Consider the following 23,638-nt stretch of genomic DNA (forward strand, 5'->3'; position numbering starts at 1 on the left):
CATGTACAAAGCTTATAGCAACCTGACTCCAGCAACGCATACCCACGCCGCCGTCCAGCACGACTGGCAGGCAGCCCCCGTCAAGACACCGGCCGCGCCCATGATCAGCATCACCGGCGCACAACAGAACGAATTGCTGCGCGCCTTGTCGCGCACCGATCTGGAACGCCTGTTTTGCCAATTGGAACTGGTCGCCCTGCCCGCTGGCAAGCACCTGTTCGATTGCGGCGGCAAGATTGAATACACCTACTTTCCGACCAACGCCATCGTTTCCCTGCTGTACGTCATGGAAGACGGCGCCACCACCGAGATCGCCGTCATCGGCCGCGAAGGCGTGGCCGGCGTGGTGCTGTATGAAGCCGAGCGCGCCACCTGCACCGCCATCGTGCAAAGCGCCGGCTACGGCTACCGCCTGAAAACGGCTTTCCTGCGCGAAGTCTTCCAGGAAGGCGGCGCACTGGCGCAATTGCTGATGCGCTACAACAGCGCCATGTTTGCGCAAATGGCCCAGAACGTGGTGGGCGGCCGCCATTGCAGCATCGAGCAAAAGCTGTGCCGCTGGCTGCTCGACCGCCTCGACCGCTCCCTGTCGAACGAGCTGAAAGTCACGCAAGACACCATGGCCAACATGCTGGGCGTGCGCCGCGAAAGCGTCACCGTCACGGCGCGCAAGCTGCAGGACGAAGGCTTGATCCAGTACCGCCGCGGCACCGTGGAAGTGCTGGACCGCGAAGGCCTGGAAGCGGCCGCTGGCAATTGCTACAAAGCAGCGCGTGCGGGCTTCGAACAGTTCCGCAGCGGCATCAGTGCACATAATTAAGCAGGCAGGCCAGCATTCCTGCAAAGCACGCTGCGGCGTGCTTTTTTCATGCCCGTCCCCACACAAAACGTGCGTCACCGAAATATTCACTGTGCTTCAATAGACATCGCGACATACCTGCTTTGATCCACCTCAAGGAGTATGCAATGAGCGGCACATTACGCGAACAATTGATCGGCACCTGGCACTTGCAGTCCTACAAGGAAACGGCGGTCGGCGACACGCAGGCCTCGTACCCGCTGGGCGAGGATGCCCAAGGCACCATCCTGTATGCCCGCGACGGCTACATGGCCGCGCAGCTGATGCGTCCCGGACGCAAGGCGTTCGCGGGCGGCGACATCTACCAGGCCAGCGCCGACGAATTCCGCGACGCGGCAAGCGCTTACCTCAGCTATTCTGGCCCCTACCATGTCGATGAACAACAGGGCTTGCTCAGCCACTCCGTGGAACTGTCGCTCTTTCCCAACTGGATAGGCCAGGTGCAGCAGCGGATCGCCCGTCTCGACGGCGACACCCTGCACTTGAGCACCTACAAGCCGATGCTGGCGCGCGGACGCGAAGTGATCGCCCACCTGCGCTGGAAACGCGCCACTCCGTCTGTCCAACACGCTTAAACCGCAGCGGGCTGGCACCCGATGCCAGCCGCCACCCTCGCCAGACGAATGACCGGCTGCCGTCCAAGGCCTGCCATCCATCTGTCCGCCGTCCTGTTCATCATGGTTCTGCCTGCCTTAGTCCAACGGCAGCGACCCGGTACAATACTGCCATCAATATGTTTTGGACTGAAAGATTCGATGGACGACATCAATTGCGAAGGACTGCCCCACATCCGCGTGCTGGCAGGCGAAAACAAAGCAGGCCCCGTGTATGAAACGCTGCCCGCGCGCCAGATCGACGAGCACGTCTACGAACTGCTGGCCTCGCCCGGCCTGACCTTGAACCTGGCGCGTGGCGACGTCGTCAGCATTGCCGATCCGCTGGCTCCCGCGGAAGTCCTGAAGCGCGGTGGCAACTTCTGCATCCAGATCTATGCCGATGAACTGGAACAATCCGCGATCGACCAGCTCGAACGCGCAGTGCAGGAGCAGCTGGGCGGCACGCTCGACGGCCAGTACAAGGGCAACCTGGCCTTCAGCGTCCCCGCACATAACGGCTTCTACAACGTCAACGGCCCTTTCGATGCCTTCCGCGAAGCAACGGGCGTGGAATGGTATTTCGCCAATATCTACGCCAACCTCGACGATGACGATGACGAAACCCTGCTCAAATGGTGGGAAGGGATGTAGGCGGCAGCCGGCAGCTCATGCCGCGGCGGTGACTTGGCATATTTCAGGGGAAACGGGACAACACGTTCTCGCCGCCCTCCGCAATGCACTCGACCACCAGCGCATGGCCGGTCGACAGGTCCAGGATGCCGGGAATGCCCAGGAAACGGGCCAGATCGCGCCAAGCGAGGTCATGGCCCGCGTTTACGCCCATTCCCGCACCGGATAGTGCGTATCGGCAATCAGGCCTTGTTGACGTTGACGCAGAGCCGGCTCGCGGGCAGGAATGGCGTGGAAGGAATGAGTCTGGCAGCAATGGCAAGGGATCGCCGGCACGGGGAGGACCAACCGAACTCGGCGCTACGTGCTACGATGCAAGATAGATTTCCACGCCATCAACGACCTGCCATGAAATACAAATTATTCCTGTTTGACCTGGACGATACCCTGCTCGATTTCCGGGCCTCCGAAAAACGCTCGTTCCTGCACACCATGCACACCCTGGGCTTGCGCGACGGCATCGATGCGCTGTTTACGCGCTACCAGGAAATCAACGTCGACCTGTGGAAACGTTTCGAACTGGGCACGGTGACCAAGGATTTCCTCAAGGTGGAACGCTTCCGCAAGTCCTTCCAGGAAAACGCCATCGACCTGGATCCGGAACTGGCGAGCCGCCTCTACCTGGAATCGCTGCCGGACACGGTCGTGCTGATCGATGGCGCCAGGGAAGTGTGCGAAGCGCTCTCGCGTATCGGCGAAGTGGGCATCATCACCAACGGCGTCGATGCCATCCAGAACCGCCGCATCAACGCCTCCGGCCTGGGCGACTACATCTCCTTCGTTGCCACGTCCGAAGCCTGCGGCCATGCCAAGCCGGACGTGCGCTTCTTCGAATACGCCGCCAAGATGGCCCGCGTCTTCAGCAAGGACAGCACCATCATCATCGGCGACAGGCTGGATGCCGACATCCTCGGCGCCAACCGCTACGGCATCGACAGCTGCTGGTTCAATCCGGATGGCATGCCAAATACCTCGGCCGCCATGCCCGCCTGTGAGGTAGCCAGCCTGCATGACATCGTGCCGGCGCTGGACGCGATACCAGTGAACCTGAAGCAGGCTTGATCCGGCGCAAACACATCATCTGACATACGCTTGCAGCGGCGCGAAATCACGCCGCTGTTCGCGTACCATCAAGGTTTGTCCATTTTGCCGCATGTCCATGCCTTCCTATCCTGTCCTGCTCGCCATCGCGGCATTGCTCCTGTTCTTTGCCATACTGGCCGTGCGCGGGAACGCGAAGTCCCGTGCGCCGCTGCGGCTGCAAAGAAAACCCGTCATGACGGCGCGCGAGCAGCAGATGTACCGCCTCCTGCAAACGGCCCTGCCGGAATGCACGGTGCTGGCGCAAGTGGCGTTTTCCGCACTGGTGACGGCAAAGGGATGGGCGAACAGGAACCGCTTCGACCGCAAGGTGGCCGACTTCGTCCTGTGCAGCCAGCAACTGAACGTCATCGCCGTCATCGAACTCGACGACCGCAGCCACGCCGGCCGCGAACGCCAGGATGGGGAGCGCGACGCCATGCTCAGGCTGGCCGGCTATGTGACCTTACGCTATGCCAACTTCCCCACCCGGGAGGCGCTGCGCGCCGACATCGAGCAACTGCTAACGCAAAAAGCCGGAGTGAAGGCAAATGCCCTGCCCGCCTGACTTCACGTCAAGGAATCAATCGCGCGTCAGCACTTCCAGCAATGTAATCTCGAAGATCAAATTGGAACCTGGCGGTATCAATCCCACCTGCCGTTCTCCATACGCCAGCTCTGCCGGCACCCACAACTTGCGCGTGCCCCCCACTTGCATGCCATGCAAACCCAGGATCCAGCCTTGGATGACCTTGTTATTGCTCAAGACACAGCGGAAAGGCTCGCCCCGCTTATGCGACGAATCAAACTCCGTGCCATCTTCCAGCCAGCCCCGATAGTGGGCCGTGATCAGCGCGCCGCGCGCGGCCGCCTTGCCATCACCCACCACGATATCGTCCATCTTCACTTCCGCCGTCATCTCGAAATACCCTTCATCAAATCACGATGCCGCGATTGTACGACAGCACGAAAAAAGCCCCGGCAGATTACCCGCCGGGGCTTCATTTGATGCTGCTCAATTCTGGTGGGCCTCCCGTGAGTCGAACACGGCACCAACGGATTATGAGTCCTTACTGACATGCAACTATGTTCAACTTTGTCTTACTTTACATAGACTTAGCAACCATCGTATAACTTTACAATACCGTTACACAACAATGCGGTTGAACCTTTGTTGACCTTATTTTGCCAAAATCCAAAACGTCCCCTGGAGATCAACATACTTCTCCAGGCCGTTTTATCATGGTTAATGATCTACACCCAATAAGATCAATATTTCATCGGTAACATACTCATGCAAATAAGCTAATGATGCATCCTCAAAAGTGATCTTCTCTTGATCTGCTCTCATCGTTATCGTATCAGGAAGAATAGGAAGATGCGCCCCAAAAACCAACTCATTCAGTCCAGCGTCGATTAACCAGCCAGCAACCGGACCATACTCCCACATGCCATTAGCATCACAAAACATGCCAATAGCGATGGCGGCTCCCCCTCCCAAAGAAACTTTGGAATCGAGCGGAATAGTATTGACGAAATGCTTGGCAAACTGACGGGGAATCCCTAAAAAACTTCCTTTTGAGGTAAACGGCACCAATAACAATATCCGCATAGGTGCCGAAATGAGCGAAGGATCGACCGCTTTTGCTATCGTAATGGGAAATGCAACACCGTCCGGATAGCTGCCGATCCATTCGCGCAACTGCTCAGATCGCAATTCATAATGTTTCCCTATGGAAAAATTATCTTTATAAGCGATGGTATCAGGTGCTTCCGGGATATGGGCCAGTGTCTGAACAATATCATCAAAGAGCATTTTCTGTTGCTTGCGCTGTTCTGCAAGAACCGGTTGTTTAGCAGGAGAGTCTATGGCATCTTGGAATGCAACCAAAGCTGCTCGAATAACTAGAGATGTCGACAAAACTTGTCCTTATAATATTTAATAGGTGCGTGATGGAATATTTACCACAAGAACGATAGGCAAAAAAGATGCCCCACGGCAAGTGTGCACATCATAGTTCGCGTCGTCAACGCAATTCTCAAACTTCATTTGAGTATGACCAGTAAGCGGTGCCATATCTAAGGTCACAAATACCAAATACACTGAGCCACTGACATCAGCTGGACGACATCGTCGCTGGCCGGGACGACCGGCCAAAACGCTCCTACATGTCACCATGAGGCAAAAAGGGTTCCGCTTCGCTCCAGCCCTCTCGGGCCTCAAATCGCCCTTTTTTCGGTACGCTAGCACCAGAGCTGGCAAGCAATACATCCTACATACACTATCTAAATTACCCGTCGACCGGCGCCATGTCCAGCCAAGCGCGATCTTCGTGGCTGTAGCAGTAGCGCGACAATTATCCTGCATTAGCTTCGGCAAGACTTCGAAGTGGCCTTTCCCCGTCTTCACGGAGACTGTGACTTTCTGAAATTAATACGACGATTTTGGAAATAGCTGCGACAGGATTTTCCGAGGAATGAGGCTGTGCCTGTGTTACGCCGAAAAATAGTGCTTGCGGGGCTGTAATCGAACGATTACAATAAGCGTATGTTCAAAATAAAGTCACTTCCAGAATTCACTATCTGGCTTGACGGCCTCAAGGACTCTTCGGTTCGCGGGTTAGTTGTCGCTCGTATCAAGCGTCTGGAATTGGGGTTGATGGGCGATGTCGAGCCTGTAGGAGAAGGCGTTTCTGAGCTTCGCATCCACGTCGGCGCAGGTTGGCGCATCTACTTCACCAAGCGCGGCGAGCAGATCGTGGTGCTCTTGGTCGGTGGGTCGAAAAAGACTCAAAGTCGAGACATCAAAAAGGCCAAAAAGTTGGCTGCAACACTGAAATAACCGGAGAGAATGATGACCAAATCTATAGACGTAAATACGCTCCCTGACTTCGACGCCGCTCAATATCTCAACGGTGAAGAGGCCATAGCAGCATATCTGACCGATGTTCTTGAAGCCAACGATGCAGGCCTACTCGCTGCGGCGCTGGGTGACATCGCACGCGCACGCGGCATGGCTGGTATTGCAGAGGCGGCCGGGATCACTCGCGAGGCACTGTATAAAGCGCTCCGCCCTGGTAGTGCGCCTCGCTTTGACACTGTAAGTCGTGTCTGTACCGCGCTTGGCGTCCGCTTGGTCGTGCAGCCGGTTACGGCATAACTCAGCAAGGAAAACATGCCATGGTGGAGCACGCTGCAGGCTATCTCCAGAACTCAAGCTGTACAGCAAGCCACCAAGAGGTAACATCGAAGCACAGGAGGCGTCAGGTTAAGCGTTCAAGCCACCGCATTTGTACAGGCGTAATGATGAAGGTCGTACCGTTCTTGTCTTGCTTGAAGGCAAATCCGTAACGAAAACCTGTTTCGTCTGGAATCCAGAACACAACAGGCGCTTGACGAAAATCACCTCTCCACCCTTTAGCTGATGCCGCCTCACGAGCCGCCTTCCAATCAGAAAGGAACTCCTCCAGGGAAATCCCATCCTCATAGTATGCATCAACGTCATCACGACCCAATTGCAGAGCAGCATGCTCACTACCAATTTTTCGTGCCACAGCCTCAACGCTTTGAAGATGCTCCCAGTTCCAATCAATCGGACTTACCGCGTATACGATCCAGCTCATTTACTTTACCTTTAAAATTTTCACAAACACATTGCTAGCATAGTGAGATAAAAGATCCAGTCGTGACCTCTATACAGGTCACGGCAGGCCATCGAAAGGTCACACGTAGCTGCCGATTTTCAAACAATTTCACTTATTTGCACAGTATTTAGTTAAATTTCAAACAATTTCTCTGAATGTCAGTTTATTTCAAAATACTTCATGGCTAAATTATCGATCTACTGACGCTGCCAGGATTAACATCAACTCCGTAGAATCGGACTGATCCCCGTGTCCAAACGGAAATCCGAACAGGGTAGCCTTGGTATGTGTAGTCTTGGATGAGTTAAGGCCACCTAGTACAACGACCTCTCCATCGTCAAGCAACTGGACAGTTTGAACCTCACGCTTGCTGAGAGTAGGACTCCCGTTGACACCGTTGGTCGTAGCAACAAACGAAGACACCTGCGCTTTAATGACGGCCTCAACACGTGATCCGACCGGGCCACGCACGACGCGAGGAACGACATCGAGGATAACACCTGATGGACGATAAACGACCGCTTGAGAAGTGTTGCCCTTGTTATCTAGCTGAATGTCACCCAGGGTCGGAACATCCTCACCGGTAGTGATGCTGAATCGCTCACCCGAATAAACAGTGCCGGAAGGGGCAGCGATCTGCTTGAATCGACTGTCACGCTTGATGGCATCAATAACCGCCGAAAAATTCGCACCCTTGAGCGAGATGGCAGCTGCCGAAGATGGCGTCCCAAGAGTGACACCAAGTTGCGAACCGAGGACGTTGGCAAGGACGGACATACCAAAACCGTCTCGGCCGGTGCTAGTCACTTCCACAAAGGTGGCATTGATCTTAACGCGACCGGCGACGGTATCGATTTTCTCAAGAAGCGAATGTAGCTTGTCCATATCCTCAGTATCAAGCTTGAAGACGACCACAGGACCGGAAACGTGGCAGGCACCTGGTGAAAACATAGCGCCAACAAACGCACAGATGAACTCCCCAGTACGCGCTACCGGCGTGTAGACCTCGTAATCTTTTCTAACAAGAAGAGCAGTGGATACTGGTTGCAGGCCACCAAACGCTACCGGAAGCGGAGAATTAAGGCCCACTGGCATAACGGGTGCCGAGATACCTTGCAGCGCCTGCGGGGCCGCTAGCGACTTAGGAGCGAGGTAGACAACACCGCCGGTCTCACGCTGCTCCACTCCAAGCTGATCGAGAAAACCGACGAGGAAGGGCAACAATTCAGATTCCTCGACAGAAATACGAACCGACACCTTCTTGCCCTGAGCCATCAGCTCTGGCGTCTGAACGTAATTCTTGTGAAGTACCTCGCCATAGGTTGCGTCGAGAAATTTATTAAGGTCCACCTTGGAGAAGTTAAAAGCGATGGGCTTGGCGGTGACCGACAAAGCGGTCATAGTGAATATAGCGGCCACGATGAAATTTTTCACGTCAGTCCTTTTTGTAAATCCATTTTGAGCCGACCTTGACACGAATGCCTCCATCGTCCCTCGCGAAGTCGGTAGTACGCATCACCCTGCCATCGCTGAGGTACGCGACAACAACGTTATCGATAAACATGACGCCATCGATCGAAATCGAGTTGTCAACGTCACCTGCTTTGAACTGGTTCAACGTGGCAGAGCCATGCTTGATAAGATCATTTTGACTGCCCTTATAGAGCCACCAACTAGCCGACCAGCTGAACAAAGCGCCAAGGACAAGAGCAGACCCGACGTAAGTGGCTGCAATGGCTTTCGCTATTTGGAATTTGTTCATTGAATGTCCCACGAGAGAGTAAGGGGCCAAATACGAGAATCGTCCAGGCGACGTAGCGGCATCGAATTTCTGTTCAGTGTCGTATGCCTTGTACAGCCCAGTGCCACGGAAGAACCAGCGATCAACGACGGGATCGCGCTGGCTAAGGCCGTACCGAACAATACCGACATGAACTTTAGGCGGTCGAATATTGAAACCGGCAAGCTTGCCAAGAAGCCCAACAACAGGGATAGCAAGCCGATCCATCCGCTTGCAGGTGACAAGATGTTCCCCGAAGGCGTCGCGTATCTGCTTGTCGAGCATGCCCTCAGTTTGGACGATGATGTACACGTGCCAGCGAAGCTTGCGAGCATGCTTGAGCCAGTCGATCATCCCCTGCCGGGACTTGTCAGCCCACTCACGGGCATTGAAACTGCCCGATCCCTCATCGAGCACGATCATGCCGAATTTATCCTCATCAGCAAATGATTCCGAGCCACGCCCAAGCGCATCGAGATCAGCAAGCGAGGGTAAATCAGGAAGACGTGTGAGCGAAATTCGGCGACAGTCTACCGGCAGCATTTTCTCAACAAAGATATCAAGGTTCGTGGCGACCCGACGACCATTCAGCAGCGCTTCCTTGATCTTCGAAACGCATACCAAGCTCTTACCGCTTCCGAGCTTACCTGTAACAATATAGAAGGCCATAGTGGTTAGCGTCCTGCGGATTCCCAGAAAAGTCCCACATAGAAAGTGGAGCGGTCATACACCCACCGAGTTATCTCCGCGCTGAAAATGACGGATATGCAAACGGAAACATGCACGGGCCAGAGCACAGCAATGGCGAATGAGATTGAATAGTCACTGATCGCATATTGAACGGTTGTTATGAGGGCAAAGATGGCAGTGAAAAAAGCTGCTGCCAATCCACCGAGAAAAGTAATAAGCGCTATGACAAGCGAAAGCCGCTTGCCAAGATACTTAACGAAGAACTCGAAAAGACTGCCAAGAAGACCAATAAAGAAACTGCCAAAAAACTGCATAATTACCCCTTAGCGACGAGCTGGCCGCGTGACGATTTTGAACAAATGCAAGGCTGTGAAACAGTAAGCGAGGAACGATATTGCCTGCTGCATCATAGGTATGTACTTACACCACTCAATGACGAAAGCCATGCCGAGAACGTTGTACGACAGAGAGCTACATGCAACAGGCTGGATAGGGATAACCCAGTTCCAGCTAAACGGCGTGGGCATGTGCGACTGGATCGCACCGAGAACGCCATCATGTGCAGCCTGAACGTTTGCAATTGAAGTATCGGTGTTAGCCGTCTTTCCATCGAGGCCAGAATCGTCAATTCCGCACTTGACCTGCGATGTCCCACCACATGAGCCGCCAGAAGATGTGCCGGTGCCGGTGCCGGTGCCAGTGCCGGTGCCAGTGCCAGTCCCACTACCGCCTCCAATATCACCAGGAATGCCACCTGTGCCACTAGTGGTAGTCTGGCCAGGATAGCCACCAATGCCGGGGTTATAAGAACCAGTCTGGACGCACTTCCAGGCCCCATCCGGCTGTGTCTGACAAATATTGAATCCGCCATTAGCCGTGGGCTTGGCACTCATCTTCTCGCCAGTAGCCGATGATGGAGAATTGAGACCACCATTGGAAGTGAGGGATTCTTTAAGGCCATCACAGTTTGGGTTGGCAGCGTCGAAATCAAAGGTCTGCGTTCCAGCGCTATAAAGCACTTCGCATGTTGTCGTAGAGGGTTTCTTGACATCAGCTGGCGCCGTCAAATTGCAAGCTCCGGAGGATAGTGTGTACCCAGCCGGGCAGGTGTAAGGAACGGTCTCCGACTTGGAATATAACGTATATGACTTGCCCTGCTGAGCCCCCGATGTGAAGGTCCAGGTCATGTAAACCGTGTAAGGTGTGCCCGGTGCGGCCTTACTGGAAGGAGTGAGATATGTGATTTTTTGCACCGTAGCCCCGCTGGGCGTACCATAGGTAGCGACGGGATTATCCATGCTCTGGTACATCATTGCATCTGCGTTCCATCCACCCGATGCAGGCGAATAGAGCGAATTCTGTGCAATGGCATTTTTGGGCGTCACATCACGAGATCCGCCTGACGGATCATTGAAGACTTTAGCATCAGGATTCTTGCGAGTGGCATCAGGGTTGAGCTTAACTACAATGGGTTTCTTGCCAAAGGCATTGTCTACGGCGGTGGGGTCGATGGCAGGCGTTGTAGCCTTGCACGCATTGAGCGACGTGAAGCCATTGCACTCGTACCAGAGCCAACCGCTGATCACGCCAAGTTGTGCCATGACGAGATCGGTAATAAGCATATTGGTGCCACTGATGAGCCAAGCAGCAGCGAAAGCCGGAAGAATCGCATGCGCCAATGGAGCGACGAAAACGAAACAAAGGACTAGGGCTGCTAGCCTTTTTTTGCTGAACAGTGGCACGCGCATGATGAGATACCTTAGATTTTAGCAGTGAAGCGCTTGAACAGCTTGATTACCACGGTCAGACCGAGGACGACGCCGACCACCGGAAACACGGCGTCGAACATGCTCTTGCCATCAGCGGAAATCGATGCAACCGTAGTCGCAACCGAAGCAGGTATTTCAGCCATTGCAGAGCCAGCCGCGGCAATCAACACAACAAAACCAGCGATCAATTTGTTTTTCATTTGAAAATCATCCATATTTAAATTTGCTCAAGAAACCTGCGAAAATAGTTGACAATAAAGCCGCAACTAAAACCACCGGCATAGACGGCGAGCAATAAACCGCCCAATTCAATTGCATCCTGCACGGTCATTTGAGACTCAACCCGGCCTGAAAGCCAAGTGCCCAGATAACTATGCATGACACGACCAACGCGATATCCTGCATCGGGTAATCAGAAAGCATGGTGCCTCCGTATCACATATGGAATAGAAAGCGCTTACGCAGTTTTGCGGCCTGCGGAACCTTCTGCCTTGTCTGAAGGCTGAATGAAACGGACGTTGTGAACTACCGTAATTTTTTTCTCTTTGTCACCAGTACCTTGCATCACTTCTTCAATTTCCACCTCTACTTCGACCGGCCCGGTTGACAAGAGATTGATATGGCTGATGCGGTCATAGTTCGAAGAATCTCCCCATTTAACCGCTTCGTAGCCAAGGCCGAACGTACCACCAGGGTTTTTATGTGGTGCCATGAGCCATAGGTGAGTTGCATCGTAGGCTTGACCACTTTCTTTAATCACGCCTTTGGAAGCGTATGCATTCATCAGATAAGTACGCTTCGTAAAGCGGCTATTTGCGAGGAAAAGAGACATAATTTAACTCCGTGGAAAATAGGATTTATCCTGAACATCAGGAAGAGAATTTATAAAAGAAAGAACGTCATCAAAGGTACCGACACTCGCAATCTGTAGAAGAACAACCCGAGCATCGAATGATTGCCCCAGCACTTTGAGCCACTGCTCAAAATTAAGTGAACCAAGCAGCACTGCAGGCTCTTGCTGCTGCTCAGCGATTTCCTCATCTGACAAATCAGAAATCTGAAAACGGCCTTTTAGACCCGGAGACCAAACAAGCTGGCGATTGCTATGGATACGCCCCTCGCCCATGCGGGACACAGCAGTGGCATACTCGACCCATGCCTCCCCTGCACTCTTGTCTCCTGCGCCGTACTGCCCAAGTAAACCAAAAGGTGTTTGTGAGTCGCCTCTGCCCGACTTCAAGGCCCCGCCGGCAAGTTCATACTCCAGCCCCCATTTGCCGATGTACTCACCTGCAGCGTTCCCCCCGCGTACATCTAGTGCGAGACGAGGAAGTTCCCAGCCATACTCTTTGCGGGCGGCTGCCGCCCAACGTGACCAAAGTGCATCACCGACCTCGGTCCAGGACAGCGGTTGGTCGCAAAAAAGTAGACTATGAACATGGGGGTGCCACCCATTCAGCCCCTTAGTAAATTCCAAAGCTCGGATTTGTCCGACAACAGAAAATTTTTCACGGAAAACCTTTGCTGATTTTCCTGAATTAAGACGATCAAAGAGGCGCTGCAATCGCTCAAGTACGTCAATACAGCGATCACTTGCAGCATGCGGTATGGTGCAAGTTAAAAGCCCGCATACTCCACCGCTCTCATTCATGCGATTCGTTGCAATGACCAATTCGGCTCGCCGTCTTACAGCGATCTTCCTTGCACATACCGGGCAATGCCAAACACTTCCGCACTGGACTATTCCGCCATAGTGAGCGCGTCGATGTGCCAATGCGCGATAGATAGCAACGCCCTTCTTCTGGTCAAGAACAGCAACGCCGCACCTCACCACGCGGTAGGCCGGAACCTCCATCCCAGCCCCTTTAATCCAACGAAAACGCGAAAGAAGTTTGCGCGCTGCGGATCGGAGAAGGTAGCTTGTAGCAACCGCCTCAAAATGATCGACTTCATAGGAGCCTGGGCCTATTTGCTTTCGAACCTCTCCAGACTGAAGGTCTACTTCAATGCCAAATCCATCTGGCAATCTGAGCGACGAGGTATCTTTCTCGTCGATCATTGAGCAGTTTTTTCGTCAAAGGTGACGGCGTTTTCGCCATATATACCAAGAGGCGCTGCTGCACGTTGGCTAAGGCCACCAGCCGCAGAGCGGCCGGCGTCCTCAGCCAACGTCTGCGTGCGTGGCGCAGCAGCGCGCAAATGAAGGAAAACGGTGCTCCATTGAGAGTCGCCACGTAGCAATTCACGATCCGGATGAGACCACCACATCAATCTGTCGATCGCCAAATGGGCTCCAAGCCGTGCCATCACATCCGACAAAACAAATGGCTCAGCGGCAACAACCGGATGAGAAGCAAACAGATCAAGCGTGTATACATCGGCGCGCAGCTTCATTCGCCGACTTCCACAGGATCAACCGGCTCTACGTCACGAGGCGTATAGCGTGCCGAAGCAGTTCGGCGCGCCACACGGTCAACTGCTTCAAGTTCTTCAAGAAAGCCAGGGAGGTTCTCCGCCATCCACGCAAGTCGCTCAGCTAAAGTCTTCGGACCTCTCACAGAGAAAATTCCTTCTCAACACAGCTGCGTTGAAGCGCAGCTACATTTACTAACGAATATTTCCCAATAGAAATTGTTGGCAAATAACCACGATTTATAAAGCCAACAACAACGCCAATCGGCAAGCCCACCATCTCTGCGAACCGCTCTCTGCTCACCAACGGCGACGCATTGTTAGATAACGAATGGGTGACAACAGCTTTGGATGCATCCACAATAACAATCCTCTATAAAGCAGTTTGACTTGCGATCTCATTTGTCCTAATTTTAGACAAATGCGTTTTTTTTGATATTAGACACTTATTGGATAACTATGTCAACCACAATCGAAGATAGAGTTATAATTTTACTAAGAGATAAAGCCAGCGCTGCAGAGCTCAATGCCAAACCGATCGTTCTGCCAGAAGGAGTGAAGTCATGGATAGGCTACGATCCCGGCAGAAAGTTTGGCGGGCATGGGTTTTGGGAGAGATTGGGGGAATACACTGGCATCACATCAAAACGTTGGCGCACTGTCTATGGACGCAAGCAACGAGTAACGTCTGACATGCTTGAAGCACTTGCGCGGATTTTTCCTGAGCATGCATTTTGGCTTGCCACTGGCATCACGGACGCAATAAACGGACATGTTGCGCCGATTAATGCACAAACTTTTCCGGAACGTCCATTCCGTACAAGCTCGTACAGCGGAGATTTTTTTAGAGCACAAATTGCACTATTCAAAGCCCTTTTCGATGCCAGTCAAGTCAATACTGAGGATGAAAAGGAACGGATGTATGCTGCTGAACGTACACGGCCGCTTGCACACTGGTGGGACAGTGCTCTCTCAGATACTGCATACAAACTTGCAGCCTCACAAGAATATTCAGACCTGCAGGAACTCTGGAATGCTCGAGAGATCGAACATTCGGAAGTGCTACAAAAAATTCGCTCTGCCCCCTCTGAAGCTGCGTTCAATGGTTCTCAGCCTACAGAGTCCAATGAGGAGCAAAAACAGCGTATCCCTGGGATAGACCCGAGAACAAAGCACCAGAGTTCGTGGGAGCTTTTTTATCGACCAAAAGATGAAACGAAATGACGATAAAACAAGTTAAGACAGGCTGGCAGGTCAATGTTCAACCTGGCGGACGGGCAGGAAAAAGGGTCAAGAAAACATTCCCAAGCAAGGCAGAAGCAATCGCCTGGGAGCGACACATACAGGCAAAGGTGCAAGAAGCCCCAGAGTGGGCGCCACCAAAAAAAGATGCACGACGACTTTCTGATCTCATCGACGTATGGCACCAGCACCACGGGACCGGTCTAAAGGATGGAGCAGGACGGAAGCGCATATTGCTCGCAATGTGTGAAGCGATGGGGAATCCCCGAGCCGATCAATTTACGCCCGATCAATTTGCTGAATATCGGATGAAGCGCATGGACGCCGGCATTACCGCTAACACCATGAACCGTGAGCAAGCTTACCTAAGGGCTGTATTCAACGAAACGATCAGACTAGGCCATTGGAAGAAAGAGAACCCGCTGACCAAACTACGTGCCTTCAAAATTCAGGAAAAAGAACTGTCGTACTTGGAGCAGGGGCAAATAGTCACGCTACTAACGCAACTTGATAAATCTAGAAATGCACATGTCTCACTTGTGGCTAAGGTATGCCTAGCGACTGGCGCACGCTGGGGAGAAGCAGAAAGCTTACGCTTAACCCAAGTTCGAAATGGCCTGATTCAGTTCGTGCAAACAAAGTCGAGCAAAGCACGGGCAGTTCCAATTACAGATGAACTCGAAAAATCATTAAAGACCCATCACGGGATCGCCGGAGATGGCGAGCGATTTTTCACCACTGCCTATTCTGCATTTCGAGAAGCGCTGACTCAGGCTAAGCTTAAGCTCTCTGTGGGCCAACTCACGCATATTTTGCGGCACACGTTTGCGAGTCACTTCATGATGAATGGTGGCAACATCCTAGCTCTACAGAAGGTCCTGGGGCATCACAGTTTGACAATGACAATGCGATACGCCCACCTGTCACCTGAGCACCTGCAGGAGACACGGCACCTCAATCCACTAGCAAGGCTCAATCACGGTTGAACTTCCGTTGAACCTTTACCGAAACAGAATAAAAAAAGGGGCTACGCAATCGCGCAACCCCTTGTTTTTAATAGTAATTTTGGTGGGCCTCCCGTGAGTCGAACACGGCACCAACGGATTATGAGTCCGCTGCTCTAACCAAGCATGAGCTAGAGGCCCGGGGACTGTAGCGTGGCGGCGCTATTGATGCCCGCCTCGCGCGGCCGTTTTGGAAACGGACACGCGAGGATAGGGGTATCAGGGGCGCACGTCAAGCCCTATTGGCTTCTAGTTGCCTTCCAAGAAGCTTTTCAGCTTGTCGGAGCGCGATGGGTGGCGCAGCTTGCGCAGCGCCTTCGCTTCGATCTGGCGGATGCGCTCGCGCGTCACGTCGAATTGCTTGCCCACTTCTTCCAGGGTGTGGTCGGTGGACATCTCGATGCCGAAACGCATGCGCAGCACTTTCGCTTCGCGTGGCGTCAAGGAGTCCAGCACGTCCTTGACCACGCCGCGCATGGAAGCGTGCAAGGCCGCGTCGGCCGGCGCCAGGGTGTTGTTGTCCTCGATGAAGTCGCCCAGGTGGGAATCGTCATCGTCGCCGATCGGCGTTTCCATCGAGATCGGTTCCTTGGCGATTTTCATGATCTTGCGGATCTTGTCCTCGGGCATCTCCATCTTGATCGCCAGAGTCGCCGGATCGGGTTCCGCGCCCGTTTCCTGCAGGATCTGGCGGGAAATCCGGTTCATCTTGTTGATCGTCTCGATCATGTGCACGGGAATGCGGATCGTGCGCGCCTGGTCGGCGATCGAGCGCGTGATAGCCTGACGGATCCACCACGTCGCATACGTGGAGAACTTGTAGCCGCGGCGGTACTCGAACTTGTCGACGGCCTTCATCAGGCCAATATTGCCTTCCTGGATCAGGTCGAGGAATTGCAGGCCGCGGTTCGTGTATTTCTTGGCGATCGAAATGACCAGGCGCAAGTTAGCCTCCGTCATTTCGCGCTTGGCCTTGCGCGCCTTCATTTCACCGGCCGCCATCTGGCGGTTGATGTTGCGCAAGTCCGGCAGCGGCAGCACGACCCTCGCCTGCAAGTCGATCAGGCGCTGCTGCAGTTCCTTGACGGTCGGAATGTTGCGGCCCAGGATGGCGCTGTAGGCGTGTCCTGCGTTGACTTCGCCATCGACCCAATCGAGGTTGGTTTCATTGCCCGGGAAGACCTTGATGAAGTGGGCGCGCGGCATGCCGCAGCGGTTCACGGCCACGTCGAGGATCTGCTTCTCGATATGGCGCACTTCGTCGACCTGGCCGCGCAGGGTGTCGCACAGCTTTTCCACCACCTTGGCCGTGAAGCGGATGCCCAGCAATTCTTGCGAAATGGCTTCCTGCGCCTTGGCGTAGGGTTTCGAGTTGTAGCCTTCCTTCTCGAAGGCGCGGCGCATCTTGTCGAACTGCTGCGAAATGACGGCGAATTTTTCCAGCGCCGTGCGTTTCAGGGTTTCCAGCTGCTCCGCGGAGAAGCCGGCGGCGCCAGACGCGCTCGCCTCTTCCTCTTCTTCCTCTTCCTCTTCTTCCGCTTCCGCCTCTTCCTCTTCTTCTTCCACGGGGGCGGCCACGACAGGGGCGGCGACCGGTTCGTTCTCATCGACGAGGCCGTCGACGATTTCGTCGATCTTGATCTCTTCGTTGGCGATGCGGTCGGCGGCGGCGATGATTTCGGCGATCGTCACGGGACAGGCGGAAATGGCCTGGATCATGTCTTTCAAGCCATCTTCGATGCGCTTGGCAATCTCGATCTCGCCTTCGCGCGTCAGCAGCTCGACCGAGCCCATCTCGCGCATATACATGCGCACGGGGTCGGTGGTGCGGCCAAAGTCGGAGTCGACGGTCGACAATGCGGCCTCGGCCGCCGCTTCCGCCTCGTCGTCGCTGGTGACGACGGCAACGTTATCGGACAGCAACAGCGTTTCCGCATCGGGCGCGTGCTCGTAGACGGCGATGCCCATGTCATTGAAGGTACCGATGATGCCTTCGATGGCTTCCGGATCGACTATGTTTTCGGGCAAGTGATCGTTGATTTCCGCATACGTCAGGAAACCGCGTTCCTTGCCGAACTTGATCAGGGTCTTGAGTTTCTGGCGCCGGCGCTCGAGTTCTTCCTCGCTCGCTTCCGTGTCGGACGAGAAGGCATCCTTCAGCAGCGCGCGCTCCTTCGCCTTGCGGTCCTTGGCCTTGGCCTTGTCGACGGCCTTCAGTTCGGCCCGCTCGACGGCATTCAGCGCGGCGACTTCATCATTTTCTGGCTGGAATTCTTTTGGCTTGCGGCCGCGGCGGCCTGGCACTTTTACCGAAGGCAAGACATAACCGGACGTATCGATGGCCGCCAGGGTGGCGGCGTCGGTCGTCTGGCTGACCACAGGCGGCGCGCTGGTCACGCGCGCTTCGGGCCGGTCGAGCGCCTTTTCGGCTTTCGTGGTAACTTTAGTGGGCTTTGCAGCCGCTTTGGATTCGGGTTTCTTGATTGGCACAGGCGCTTTCGATTACACAACGACTTGCTTTACGGTGGATTAGGATAAAGTTTGCTGCCAGTTCCCGGTCTACCTGCGGGAACCACCATCTTCGAACCTGCCGACAACCCAGGTTCGACACTGTTACGTTACTTACACCTCATCGGCCACGATCCGCGGGAACCGCAACACTTCCTGTCCACCGACTGTCGCCAGCCGTGCCGGCAGAAAATGCTGCATCCGACCGCGTTGGGAGCGAGAGCCTGGCGCGGCTTGCCAGCGTCTGCAAGCCTTGCTTGCCACGCTGAAAACGCCAGTTGGCCCTGGCTGCCGACGCGCTCTTCCGCGCCGATCAAGAGCCTAACTTACTGAAAACAAATACTATTTACGAAACAGAACTAGCTTGCCAAAGCACACAATACTTAGCATTTAATTATAGCACGCGAAAAATGTTTTTCCAGTGCGTGCCATACCCTCAGGACAAGATTAGCGATTCACCAACTCGGCATCTCGCTGGCGTTCCAGCTCCCCTTGCTCCTGCATGATTTCGCGGTAGCGTACACCAATTTTCTCCGATGGCAAACCCGACGCAAACAATTGCTGCAATTCCGCCTTCAAGGCATTCAATTTGATCTCGCGGATGGTGCTCACCAGCCACGACAATTCGCTGTCGTAATCGGATTCCGTGCCGGCCGCGATTTCGCCGATGATCTCGTCATATTCGCTGCCCAGTTCCTTCAATTGCTGCGCCAGCGCGGCAAAACTACCATGCTCGCCCAGCGCCTGGCCCACGGCCACCAACTGCCCCAGGCTGTGCGCCGCGTCCGGCCCCAGGTGCTGGAAGGCGGTCAGGGCCGCCTCGTCGATGCGCAGGGTCAACGGCGGATGCGCCACCAGCATGCGCATGATCTTCAATTCCAGACCCACGGGCACGGGACGGCCCGACTTCGGCGGCGCGCGATGCGCCACGGCAACGGGTTTCGCCAGCTCGAACAGGGCTTCGATCTCGGCCGGCGTGGACTGCGTCAGCTGCGCCAGGCCCCGCACGATCTGCAGGCGCAAGGATGACGGCGCCATCAGCTGCAGCAGGGGCTTGGCGTCGAACTGCACGCGGGCGCGCCCTTCCGGTTCCGACAGATCATGCTCGCCCGACACTTCTTTCAGCAGGAACTGCGACAGCGGCATGGCTTCATGCACTTGCTGCTCAAAACCCTCGGCGCCGAATGCGCGGATATAGCTGTCCGGATCGTGTTCCGACGGCAGGAACAGGAACTTGATGGTCTTGTTGTCCGAGACGTGGGCCAGGCTCGCTTCCAGCGCGCGGCGGGCGGCGCGGCGGCCGGCCTTGTCGCCGTCGAAGCTGAAAATCACGTTATCGCTCTGGCGCAGCAGTTTTTGCACGTGGGTGGGCGTGCACGCCGTGCCCAGCGTAGCCACCGCTTGCGGGAAACCCATCTGCGCCAGCGCCACCACGTCCATATAGCCTTCCGTCACCAGCACGTAGCCGGCGTCGCGGATGGCCTGACGCGCCTCGAACAGCCCATATAGTTCGAATCCCTTGGAAAACAAGGGCGTTTCCGGCGAATTCAGGTATTTCGGTTCGCCATGGTCGAGCACGCGGCCGCCAAAGGCGATGACCTGGCCCTTTGTATTGCGAATCGGAAACATGATGCGCTCGCGGAAACGGTCGTAGCGCTTGCGGTTATTGCCTTCCTCATCGACCTTGTCGATCACGAGACCGGCCTCGGCCAGGGCCACCACGTCGTAGTCGGGAAAGACGGAACGCAGGTTGTCCCAGCCACCGGGCGCAAAACCCATGCCGAAGCGAGCGGCCACTTCGCCCGTCAAGCCCCGGTTCTTGAGGTAGGCGATGGCTTCCGGCGCGTGGCGCAGCTGGCCCCGGTAGTAATCGCAGGCCTGCGTCATGGCGTCGGACAGGGCCAGGCTCTGCGCCTGGATCTGCGCGCGCTGGGCCGGCGGGATCCTGTCGTCCGCTTCCGGCACGACCATGCCCACGTTCTGCGCCAGGTCCTTGACGGCGTCGACAAAGCCCATGCCCGAGTACTCGATCAGGAAGCCGATCGAGGTGCCATGCGCGCCGCAGCCGAAGCAGTGATAGAACTGCTTGGTGGGGCTGACGGTAAAGCTGGGCGACTTTTCACTGTGGAACGGGCACAGGCCCATGAAATTGGCGCCGCCTTTTTTCAGCTGCACATAGCGGCCCACGACATCGACGATATCGACGCGGTTGAGCAAATCGGAAATGAAGGATTGAGGTATCACTGGCTAGGGCGGGTCTTGTTATAGGTCAGACTATACTACCGCACGTGGCCTGATGTTGAGCCAGGTCAACGTGTGGGCGAGGGAGCGGCTGCCGGCGTGGGCCGGCAGCCAGGGTACTGATATGGGGCTTAGGCAGCCGGCGTCAAGGACTTCTTGATCAGGGCCGACACCACGGCCATGTCGGCGCGTCCCGCCAGCTTCGGCTTGACGATGGCCATGACCTTGCCCATGTCCTGCGGACCGGTGGCGCCAGAAGCGGCCACGGCGGCAGCCACTTCGGCCGCCACTTCCTCATCCGACAGTCCGGCAGGCATGTAGCCGATCAGGTGCACCAGCTCGGCTTTTTCGATGTCGGCCAGGTCGGCGCGGCCACCCGCCTCGAACTGGGTGATCGAATCCTTGCGCTGCTTGATCATCTTTTCCACGATGGCCGTCACATGGGCATCCGTCAATTCGATGCGCTCATCGACTTCCTTGCGCTTGATTTCCGCCAGCAACAGGCGAACCGTGCCCAGCTTGCCCGCATCCTTGGCGCGCATGGCGTTTTTCATGTCTTCGGTAATTTGTTCTTTCAAGCTCATGGCAATCCTCGTTGGTCAGTGTAGTTCGATGCTTGTGCGCAACCAGATAAGCAGGCCACAAAAGCGAAAACCCGCTGCGGCGAACCGGAGCGGGTATGCGACTCATCTGAAGTATAACCCCAGGCGAATCAAAACAAAACCCGTGGCGAAGAATGCGCCGTACTACCCGGGTTGGTTCTGATTGAACAGTCTTAGAATAATTTTTTCGGCAGTTGTTGGCTGCGGATGCGTTTGTAATGACGCTTGACAGCAGCTGCCAGCTTGCGCTTGCGCTCAGCCGTTGGCTTTTCGTAGAATTCGCGAGCGCGCAATTCGGTCAGCAGACCAGTTTTTTCGATGGTGCGTTTGAAGCGACGCATTGCGACTTCGAACGGCTCGTTTTCTTTAAGGCGAATAGTGGTCATGTAAAATTCAAACCGTTGAGGTGGTGTATAGGAAGAGATAGATAGTAGCAGCTTTTATTCGGAAAGGGAAGCCCCTCCCCACTTGCGTGCGGCATGCAGCCTGAGATTGCCGCCCGGCTGTGGCGTAAACCACGCATCCGGACGGCGGCGGCACTCAGGCGGCCGGCTTGCGGCGGCGCGCCATGAAGCCCAGCAGGCCCAGGCCAGCGAGCAGCATGGCATAGGTGCCCGGTTCCGGCACGGCGCTGACGTTCATGCTAACACCATCCAGGAAGGCCGACGTGTCGCGCGCGTTGCCCGGATTGATGCCGGCAAAGCTCAAGGTATGGTTGCCGGCGCCGATGTTGAGCGCGTTCACATTGAAGCTGGTCCAGCCCGTGCTGGTCACAGCATACTGCCCCAGCTGCGTGCCGTCCAGGCTGACCGTCACGGCCTGGCCCTGGTCATAGCCGGGACGCAGCGCCAGGTGGAAGGCGAAGCTGTAATCGGCGGCGCCCGAACTGACGAAGCTTTGCGAGATCGCGGCCGTGTTTTGCAGGAAAGCAAATGCATTGCCCTCCTGCGCCACGCCATTCCAGGCCGTGTAGCTGGCCGACACGCCGGCGCCGCCCGTGAAGCTCCAGCCCGGCGCCACGTTGCCATACACGTAGCCGCCACCGACGGTATTGTTTTCAAAACCGCCATTGCTCAGCACGGGGGTGCTGGCAAAGGCGCTGGTGCTGAGCAAGGCAACTGCGGCGGCGGCGATCAGGCGTTTCATGGTGACTCCAGGGTAATGTTCATTTAATTGCCATCTGACATGCAAAATGTCCAAATATCAATTTACATGACAAGTATTCAATACAGTTTCAATGAAGTCAAGAACATTATTACCGGTAGTCACGCGTTGAGGCCATCGAGCAACTAACTATTACTGCAGAGCAATTCCTGCCGCCACGCCGGAAGCCCAGGCCCACTGGAAGTTGTAGCCGCCCAGCCAGCCCGTCACGTCCACCGATTCGCCGATGAAATACAGGCCCGGCACCTGATTGGCCATCATGGTCTGCTGCGACAGCTCGCGCGTGTCGATGCCGCCGCGCGTCACTTCCGCCTTGCGGTAGCCTTCCGAGCCGTTCGGCACGATGGACCAGGCATTGATGGCCTGGCCCAGCCTGCGCAGTTGCGCGTCGGGCATGTCGGCGATGCGCGCGTCCGGCGCCAGGCCGTTGACGGCCAGCAGGCAGTCGGCCAGGCGCTGCGGCAGCCATTGGGCGACGATATTGCCCAGTTGCTTCTTCAAGGTGCCCTTGCCTTCGATCAAGGTCTGCGCCACGTCCACTTCCGGCAGCAGGTTGAGGACGATGGGCGTGCCCGGCAGCCAGTAGCTGGAAATCTGCAAAATGGCCGGACCGGACAGGCCGCGGTGCGTGAACAGCAAATCTTCGCGGAAACGCGCGCCCGTCGCCTTGCGACCCTTCAGGCTGCCCGTCTCCACGTCCACTTCCAGGGCGATGCCGGACAGTTCCGCGAACGGCGCCCAGCTGGCCGGGTCGAACGTCAGCGGCACCAGGGCCGGACGCGGTTCGACCATCGCCAGGTCGAATTGTTTGGCGATGCGGTAGGCAAAGTCGGTGGCGCCGATCTTCGGGATCGACAGGCCGCCCGTGGCGATGACGATGCTGGCCGTCTCGATGTCGCCGCTGTCCGTCTGCAGCACGAAGCCGCCATCGTCCTGCTGCGCAACATTGTCGATCTTACATGGCATGCGCCAGTGCACGCCGCCAGCGGCGCACTCGTCCTTGAGCATGTCGATGATCTGCTCGGCCGACTCATTGCAGAACAGCTGGCCCTTGTGCTTCTCGTGGTAGCCGATGCGGTATTTTTTCACCAGTGCGAGGAAATCCTGCGGCGTGTAGCGCGACAGCGCGCTCTTGCAGAAGTGCGGATTTTCCGAGAGGAAATTTTGCGGGGCGGCGTTAATATTAGTGAAATTGCAACGACCGCCACCCGAGATGCGGATCTTTTCGGCCAGCTTGGCCGCGTGATCGATCAATACCACGCGCTTGCCCTGCTGGGCGGCCACGGCCGCACACATCATGCCGGCCGCGCCCGCGCCGATCACTGCCACATCAAATTGTTTTGCCATAAGAATTCCG

The 23,638-nt window shown here is 55.6% G+C and carries 28 protein-coding genes and 1 tRNA gene; 9 read left to right on the forward strand and 20 right to left on the reverse strand.

Annotation, left to right across the window (positions count from 1 at the left end; genetic code table 11):
* Position 1 precedes the first annotated feature (1 nt).
* The 3 genes from AC07VL_RS00940 (at position 2) to AC07VL_RS00950 (ending at position 2,106) form a co-directional block, all read left to right on the forward strand.
* Positions 2-820, forward strand: coding sequence for a Crp/Fnr family transcriptional regulator (locus AC07VL_RS00940; RefSeq protein ID WP_494804202.1), 819 nt, complete (start codon positions 2-4; stop codon positions 818-820).
* A gap of 146 nt (positions 821-966) precedes the next feature.
* A complete protein-coding gene (locus AC07VL_RS00945; RefSeq protein WP_494804203.1) occupies positions 967-1,434 on the forward strand; it encodes a lipocalin-like domain-containing protein in 468 nt (155 codons plus the stop codon).
* 180 nt (positions 1,435-1,614) lie between these two features.
* Positions 1,615-2,106 (forward strand): DUF4265 domain-containing protein, encoded by a 492-nt coding sequence (locus AC07VL_RS00950; RefSeq protein WP_494804204.1) that lies wholly within the window; start codon positions 1,615-1,617, stop codon positions 2,104-2,106.
* A gap of 43 nt (positions 2,107-2,149) precedes the next feature.
* Here the strand turns inward: AC07VL_RS00950 and AC07VL_RS00955 are convergent, their stop codons facing one another.
* Positions 2,150-2,299, reverse strand: a complete 150-nt coding sequence (locus tag AC07VL_RS00955; protein ID WP_494804205.1) for a pyridoxine 5'-phosphate synthase — start codon at positions 2,297-2,299, stop codon at positions 2,150-2,152.
* A gap of 194 nt (positions 2,300-2,493) precedes the next feature.
* On the opposite strand from AC07VL_RS00955, the gene AC07VL_RS00960 reads away from it, so the two are divergent.
* Positions 2,494-3,207 carry a YjjG family noncanonical pyrimidine nucleotidase gene (locus AC07VL_RS00960; RefSeq protein ID WP_494804206.1) on the forward strand — a complete coding sequence of 238 codons (714 nt, stop codon included), beginning with the start codon at positions 2,494-2,496 and terminating at the stop codon, positions 3,205-3,207.
* A 97-nt stretch (positions 3,208-3,304) separates the two neighbouring features.
* Complete coding sequence (locus AC07VL_RS00965) at positions 3,305-3,793, forward strand: DUF2726 domain-containing protein (protein ID WP_494804207.1); 489 nt, start codon at positions 3,305-3,307, stop codon at positions 3,791-3,793.
* Positions 3,794-3,808: 15 nt separating this feature from the next.
* Here AC07VL_RS00965 and AC07VL_RS00970 read toward each other — a convergent pair whose 3' ends face one another.
* Positions 3,809-4,144 carry an FKBP-type peptidyl-prolyl cis-trans isomerase gene (locus AC07VL_RS00970; protein WP_494804208.1) on the reverse strand — a complete coding sequence of 112 codons (336 nt, stop codon included), beginning with the start codon at positions 4,142-4,144 and terminating at the stop codon, positions 3,809-3,811.
* Positions 4,145-4,471: 327 nt separating this feature from the next.
* Positions 4,472-5,146: a hypothetical protein gene (locus AC07VL_RS00975; RefSeq protein WP_494804209.1), complete on the reverse strand. Its 675-nt coding sequence runs from the start codon at positions 5,144-5,146 to the stop codon at positions 4,472-4,474.
* A 627-nt stretch (positions 5,147-5,773) separates the two neighbouring features.
* Here AC07VL_RS00975 and AC07VL_RS00980 point away from each other — a divergent pair.
* Both AC07VL_RS00980 and AC07VL_RS00985 read left to right on the forward strand, forming a co-directional pair.
* Positions 5,774-6,067, forward strand: a complete 294-nt coding sequence (locus AC07VL_RS00980) for a type II toxin-antitoxin system RelE/ParE family toxin (RefSeq protein WP_494804210.1) — start codon at positions 5,774-5,776, stop codon at positions 6,065-6,067.
* Between the two features lie 12 nt (positions 6,068-6,079).
* Positions 6,080-6,385, forward strand: a complete 306-nt coding sequence (locus AC07VL_RS00985; RefSeq protein WP_494804446.1) for an addiction module antidote protein — start codon at positions 6,080-6,082, stop codon at positions 6,383-6,385.
* Between the two features lie 103 nt (positions 6,386-6,488).
* Here the strand turns inward: AC07VL_RS00985 and AC07VL_RS00990 are convergent, their stop codons facing one another.
* From AC07VL_RS00990 to AC07VL_RS01035, 10 genes are all read right to left on the reverse strand, one after another.
* A complete protein-coding gene (locus tag AC07VL_RS00990) occupies positions 6,489-6,848 on the reverse strand; it encodes a hypothetical protein (RefSeq protein ID WP_494804211.1) in 360 nt (119 codons plus the stop codon).
* A gap of 210 nt (positions 6,849-7,058) precedes the next feature.
* Positions 7,059-8,303, reverse strand: a complete 1,245-nt coding sequence (locus AC07VL_RS00995) for a type II secretion system protein GspD (protein WP_494804212.1) — start codon at positions 8,301-8,303, stop codon at positions 7,059-7,061.
* Position 8,304: 1 nt separating this feature from the next.
* On the reverse strand, positions 8,305-9,318 hold the full coding sequence (locus AC07VL_RS01000; RefSeq protein WP_494804213.1) for a zonular occludens toxin domain-containing protein: 1,014 nt from the start codon (positions 9,316-9,318) through the stop codon (positions 8,305-8,307).
* 5 nt (positions 9,319-9,323) lie between these two features.
* Positions 9,324-9,653: a DUF5455 family protein gene (locus AC07VL_RS01005; protein WP_494804214.1), complete on the reverse strand. Its 330-nt coding sequence runs from the start codon at positions 9,651-9,653 to the stop codon at positions 9,324-9,326.
* A 9-nt stretch (positions 9,654-9,662) separates the two neighbouring features.
* Complete coding sequence (locus tag AC07VL_RS01010) at positions 9,663-11,087, reverse strand: hypothetical protein (RefSeq protein ID WP_494804215.1); 1,425 nt, start codon at positions 11,085-11,087, stop codon at positions 9,663-9,665.
* An 11-nt stretch (positions 11,088-11,098) separates the two neighbouring features.
* A complete protein-coding gene (locus AC07VL_RS01015; RefSeq protein ID WP_494804216.1) occupies positions 11,099-11,323 on the reverse strand; it encodes a major coat protein in 225 nt (74 codons plus the stop codon).
* 242 nt (positions 11,324-11,565) lie between these two features.
* Positions 11,566-11,940 carry a hypothetical protein gene (locus AC07VL_RS01020; RefSeq protein ID WP_494804217.1) on the reverse strand — a complete coding sequence of 125 codons (375 nt, stop codon included), beginning with the start codon at positions 11,938-11,940 and terminating at the stop codon, positions 11,566-11,568.
* 3 nt (positions 11,941-11,943) lie between these two features.
* Positions 11,944-13,167 (reverse strand): protein rep, encoded by a 1,224-nt coding sequence (locus AC07VL_RS01025; RefSeq protein ID WP_494804218.1) that lies wholly within the window; start codon positions 13,165-13,167, stop codon positions 11,944-11,946.
* Complete coding sequence (locus AC07VL_RS01030; protein WP_494804219.1) at positions 13,164-13,502, reverse strand: hypothetical protein; 339 nt, start codon at positions 13,500-13,502, stop codon at positions 13,164-13,166. Before AC07VL_RS01030 ends, AC07VL_RS01025 begins: the two co-directional genes overlap by 4 nt.
* Before the next feature lie 160 nt (positions 13,503-13,662).
* Entirely contained in the window at positions 13,663-13,881 is a 219-nt protein-coding gene (locus tag AC07VL_RS01035; protein WP_494804220.1) for a hypothetical protein, read from the reverse strand.
* A 98-nt stretch (positions 13,882-13,979) separates the two neighbouring features.
* Here AC07VL_RS01035 and AC07VL_RS01040 point away from each other — a divergent pair, with 98 nt between their 5' ends.
* Complete coding sequence (locus AC07VL_RS01040; protein WP_494804221.1) at positions 13,980-14,744, forward strand: hypothetical protein; 765 nt, start codon at positions 13,980-13,982, stop codon at positions 14,742-14,744.
* Complete coding sequence (locus tag AC07VL_RS01045; RefSeq protein ID WP_494804222.1) at positions 14,741-15,748, forward strand: phage integrase; 1,008 nt, start codon at positions 14,741-14,743, stop codon at positions 15,746-15,748. The genes AC07VL_RS01040 and AC07VL_RS01045 overlap by 4 nt, the downstream gene beginning before the upstream one ends.
* Before the next feature lie 80 nt (positions 15,749-15,828).
* On the opposite strand, the gene AC07VL_RS01050 is transcribed toward AC07VL_RS01045, so the two are convergent.
* The 7 genes from AC07VL_RS01050 to AC07VL_RS01080 form a co-directional block, all read right to left on the reverse strand.
* Positions 15,829-15,907: transfer RNA gene (locus tag AC07VL_RS01050), tRNA-Ile, on the reverse strand.
* Positions 15,908-16,015: 108 nt separating this feature from the next.
* The gene (rpoD, locus tag AC07VL_RS01055) at positions 16,016-18,256 is read right to left on the reverse strand and encodes an RNA polymerase sigma factor RpoD (protein ID WP_494804223.1); all 2,241 of its coding nucleotides are present in this window, start codon (positions 18,254-18,256) and stop codon (positions 16,016-16,018) included.
* A gap of 465 nt (positions 18,257-18,721) precedes the next feature.
* Entirely contained in the window at positions 18,722-20,518 is a 1,797-nt protein-coding gene (gene dnaG / locus AC07VL_RS01060; protein WP_494804224.1) for a DNA primase, read from the reverse strand.
* A gap of 128 nt (positions 20,519-20,646) precedes the next feature.
* Positions 20,647-21,099 carry a GatB/YqeY domain-containing protein gene (locus AC07VL_RS01065; RefSeq protein ID WP_290603512.1) on the reverse strand — a complete coding sequence of 151 codons (453 nt, stop codon included), beginning with the start codon at positions 21,097-21,099 and terminating at the stop codon, positions 20,647-20,649.
* Between the two features lie 191 nt (positions 21,100-21,290).
* Positions 21,291-21,503 carry a 30S ribosomal protein S21 gene (gene rpsU, locus AC07VL_RS01070; RefSeq protein WP_008451879.1) on the reverse strand — a complete coding sequence of 71 codons (213 nt, stop codon included), beginning with the start codon at positions 21,501-21,503 and terminating at the stop codon, positions 21,291-21,293.
* Between the two features lie 154 nt (positions 21,504-21,657).
* Positions 21,658-22,263, reverse strand: a complete 606-nt coding sequence (locus tag AC07VL_RS01075; RefSeq protein ID WP_494804225.1) for an FxDxF family PEP-CTERM protein — start codon at positions 22,261-22,263, stop codon at positions 21,658-21,660.
* 150 nt (positions 22,264-22,413) lie between these two features.
* Positions 22,414-23,628 carry a BaiN/RdsA family NAD(P)/FAD-dependent oxidoreductase gene (locus tag AC07VL_RS01080; RefSeq protein ID WP_494804226.1) on the reverse strand — a complete coding sequence of 405 codons (1,215 nt, stop codon included), beginning with the start codon at positions 23,626-23,628 and terminating at the stop codon, positions 22,414-22,416.
* Between the last annotated feature and the right edge of the window lie 10 nt (positions 23,629-23,638).

This window comes from Janthinobacterium sp. GW821-FHT03C08 (assembly GCF_059420905.1).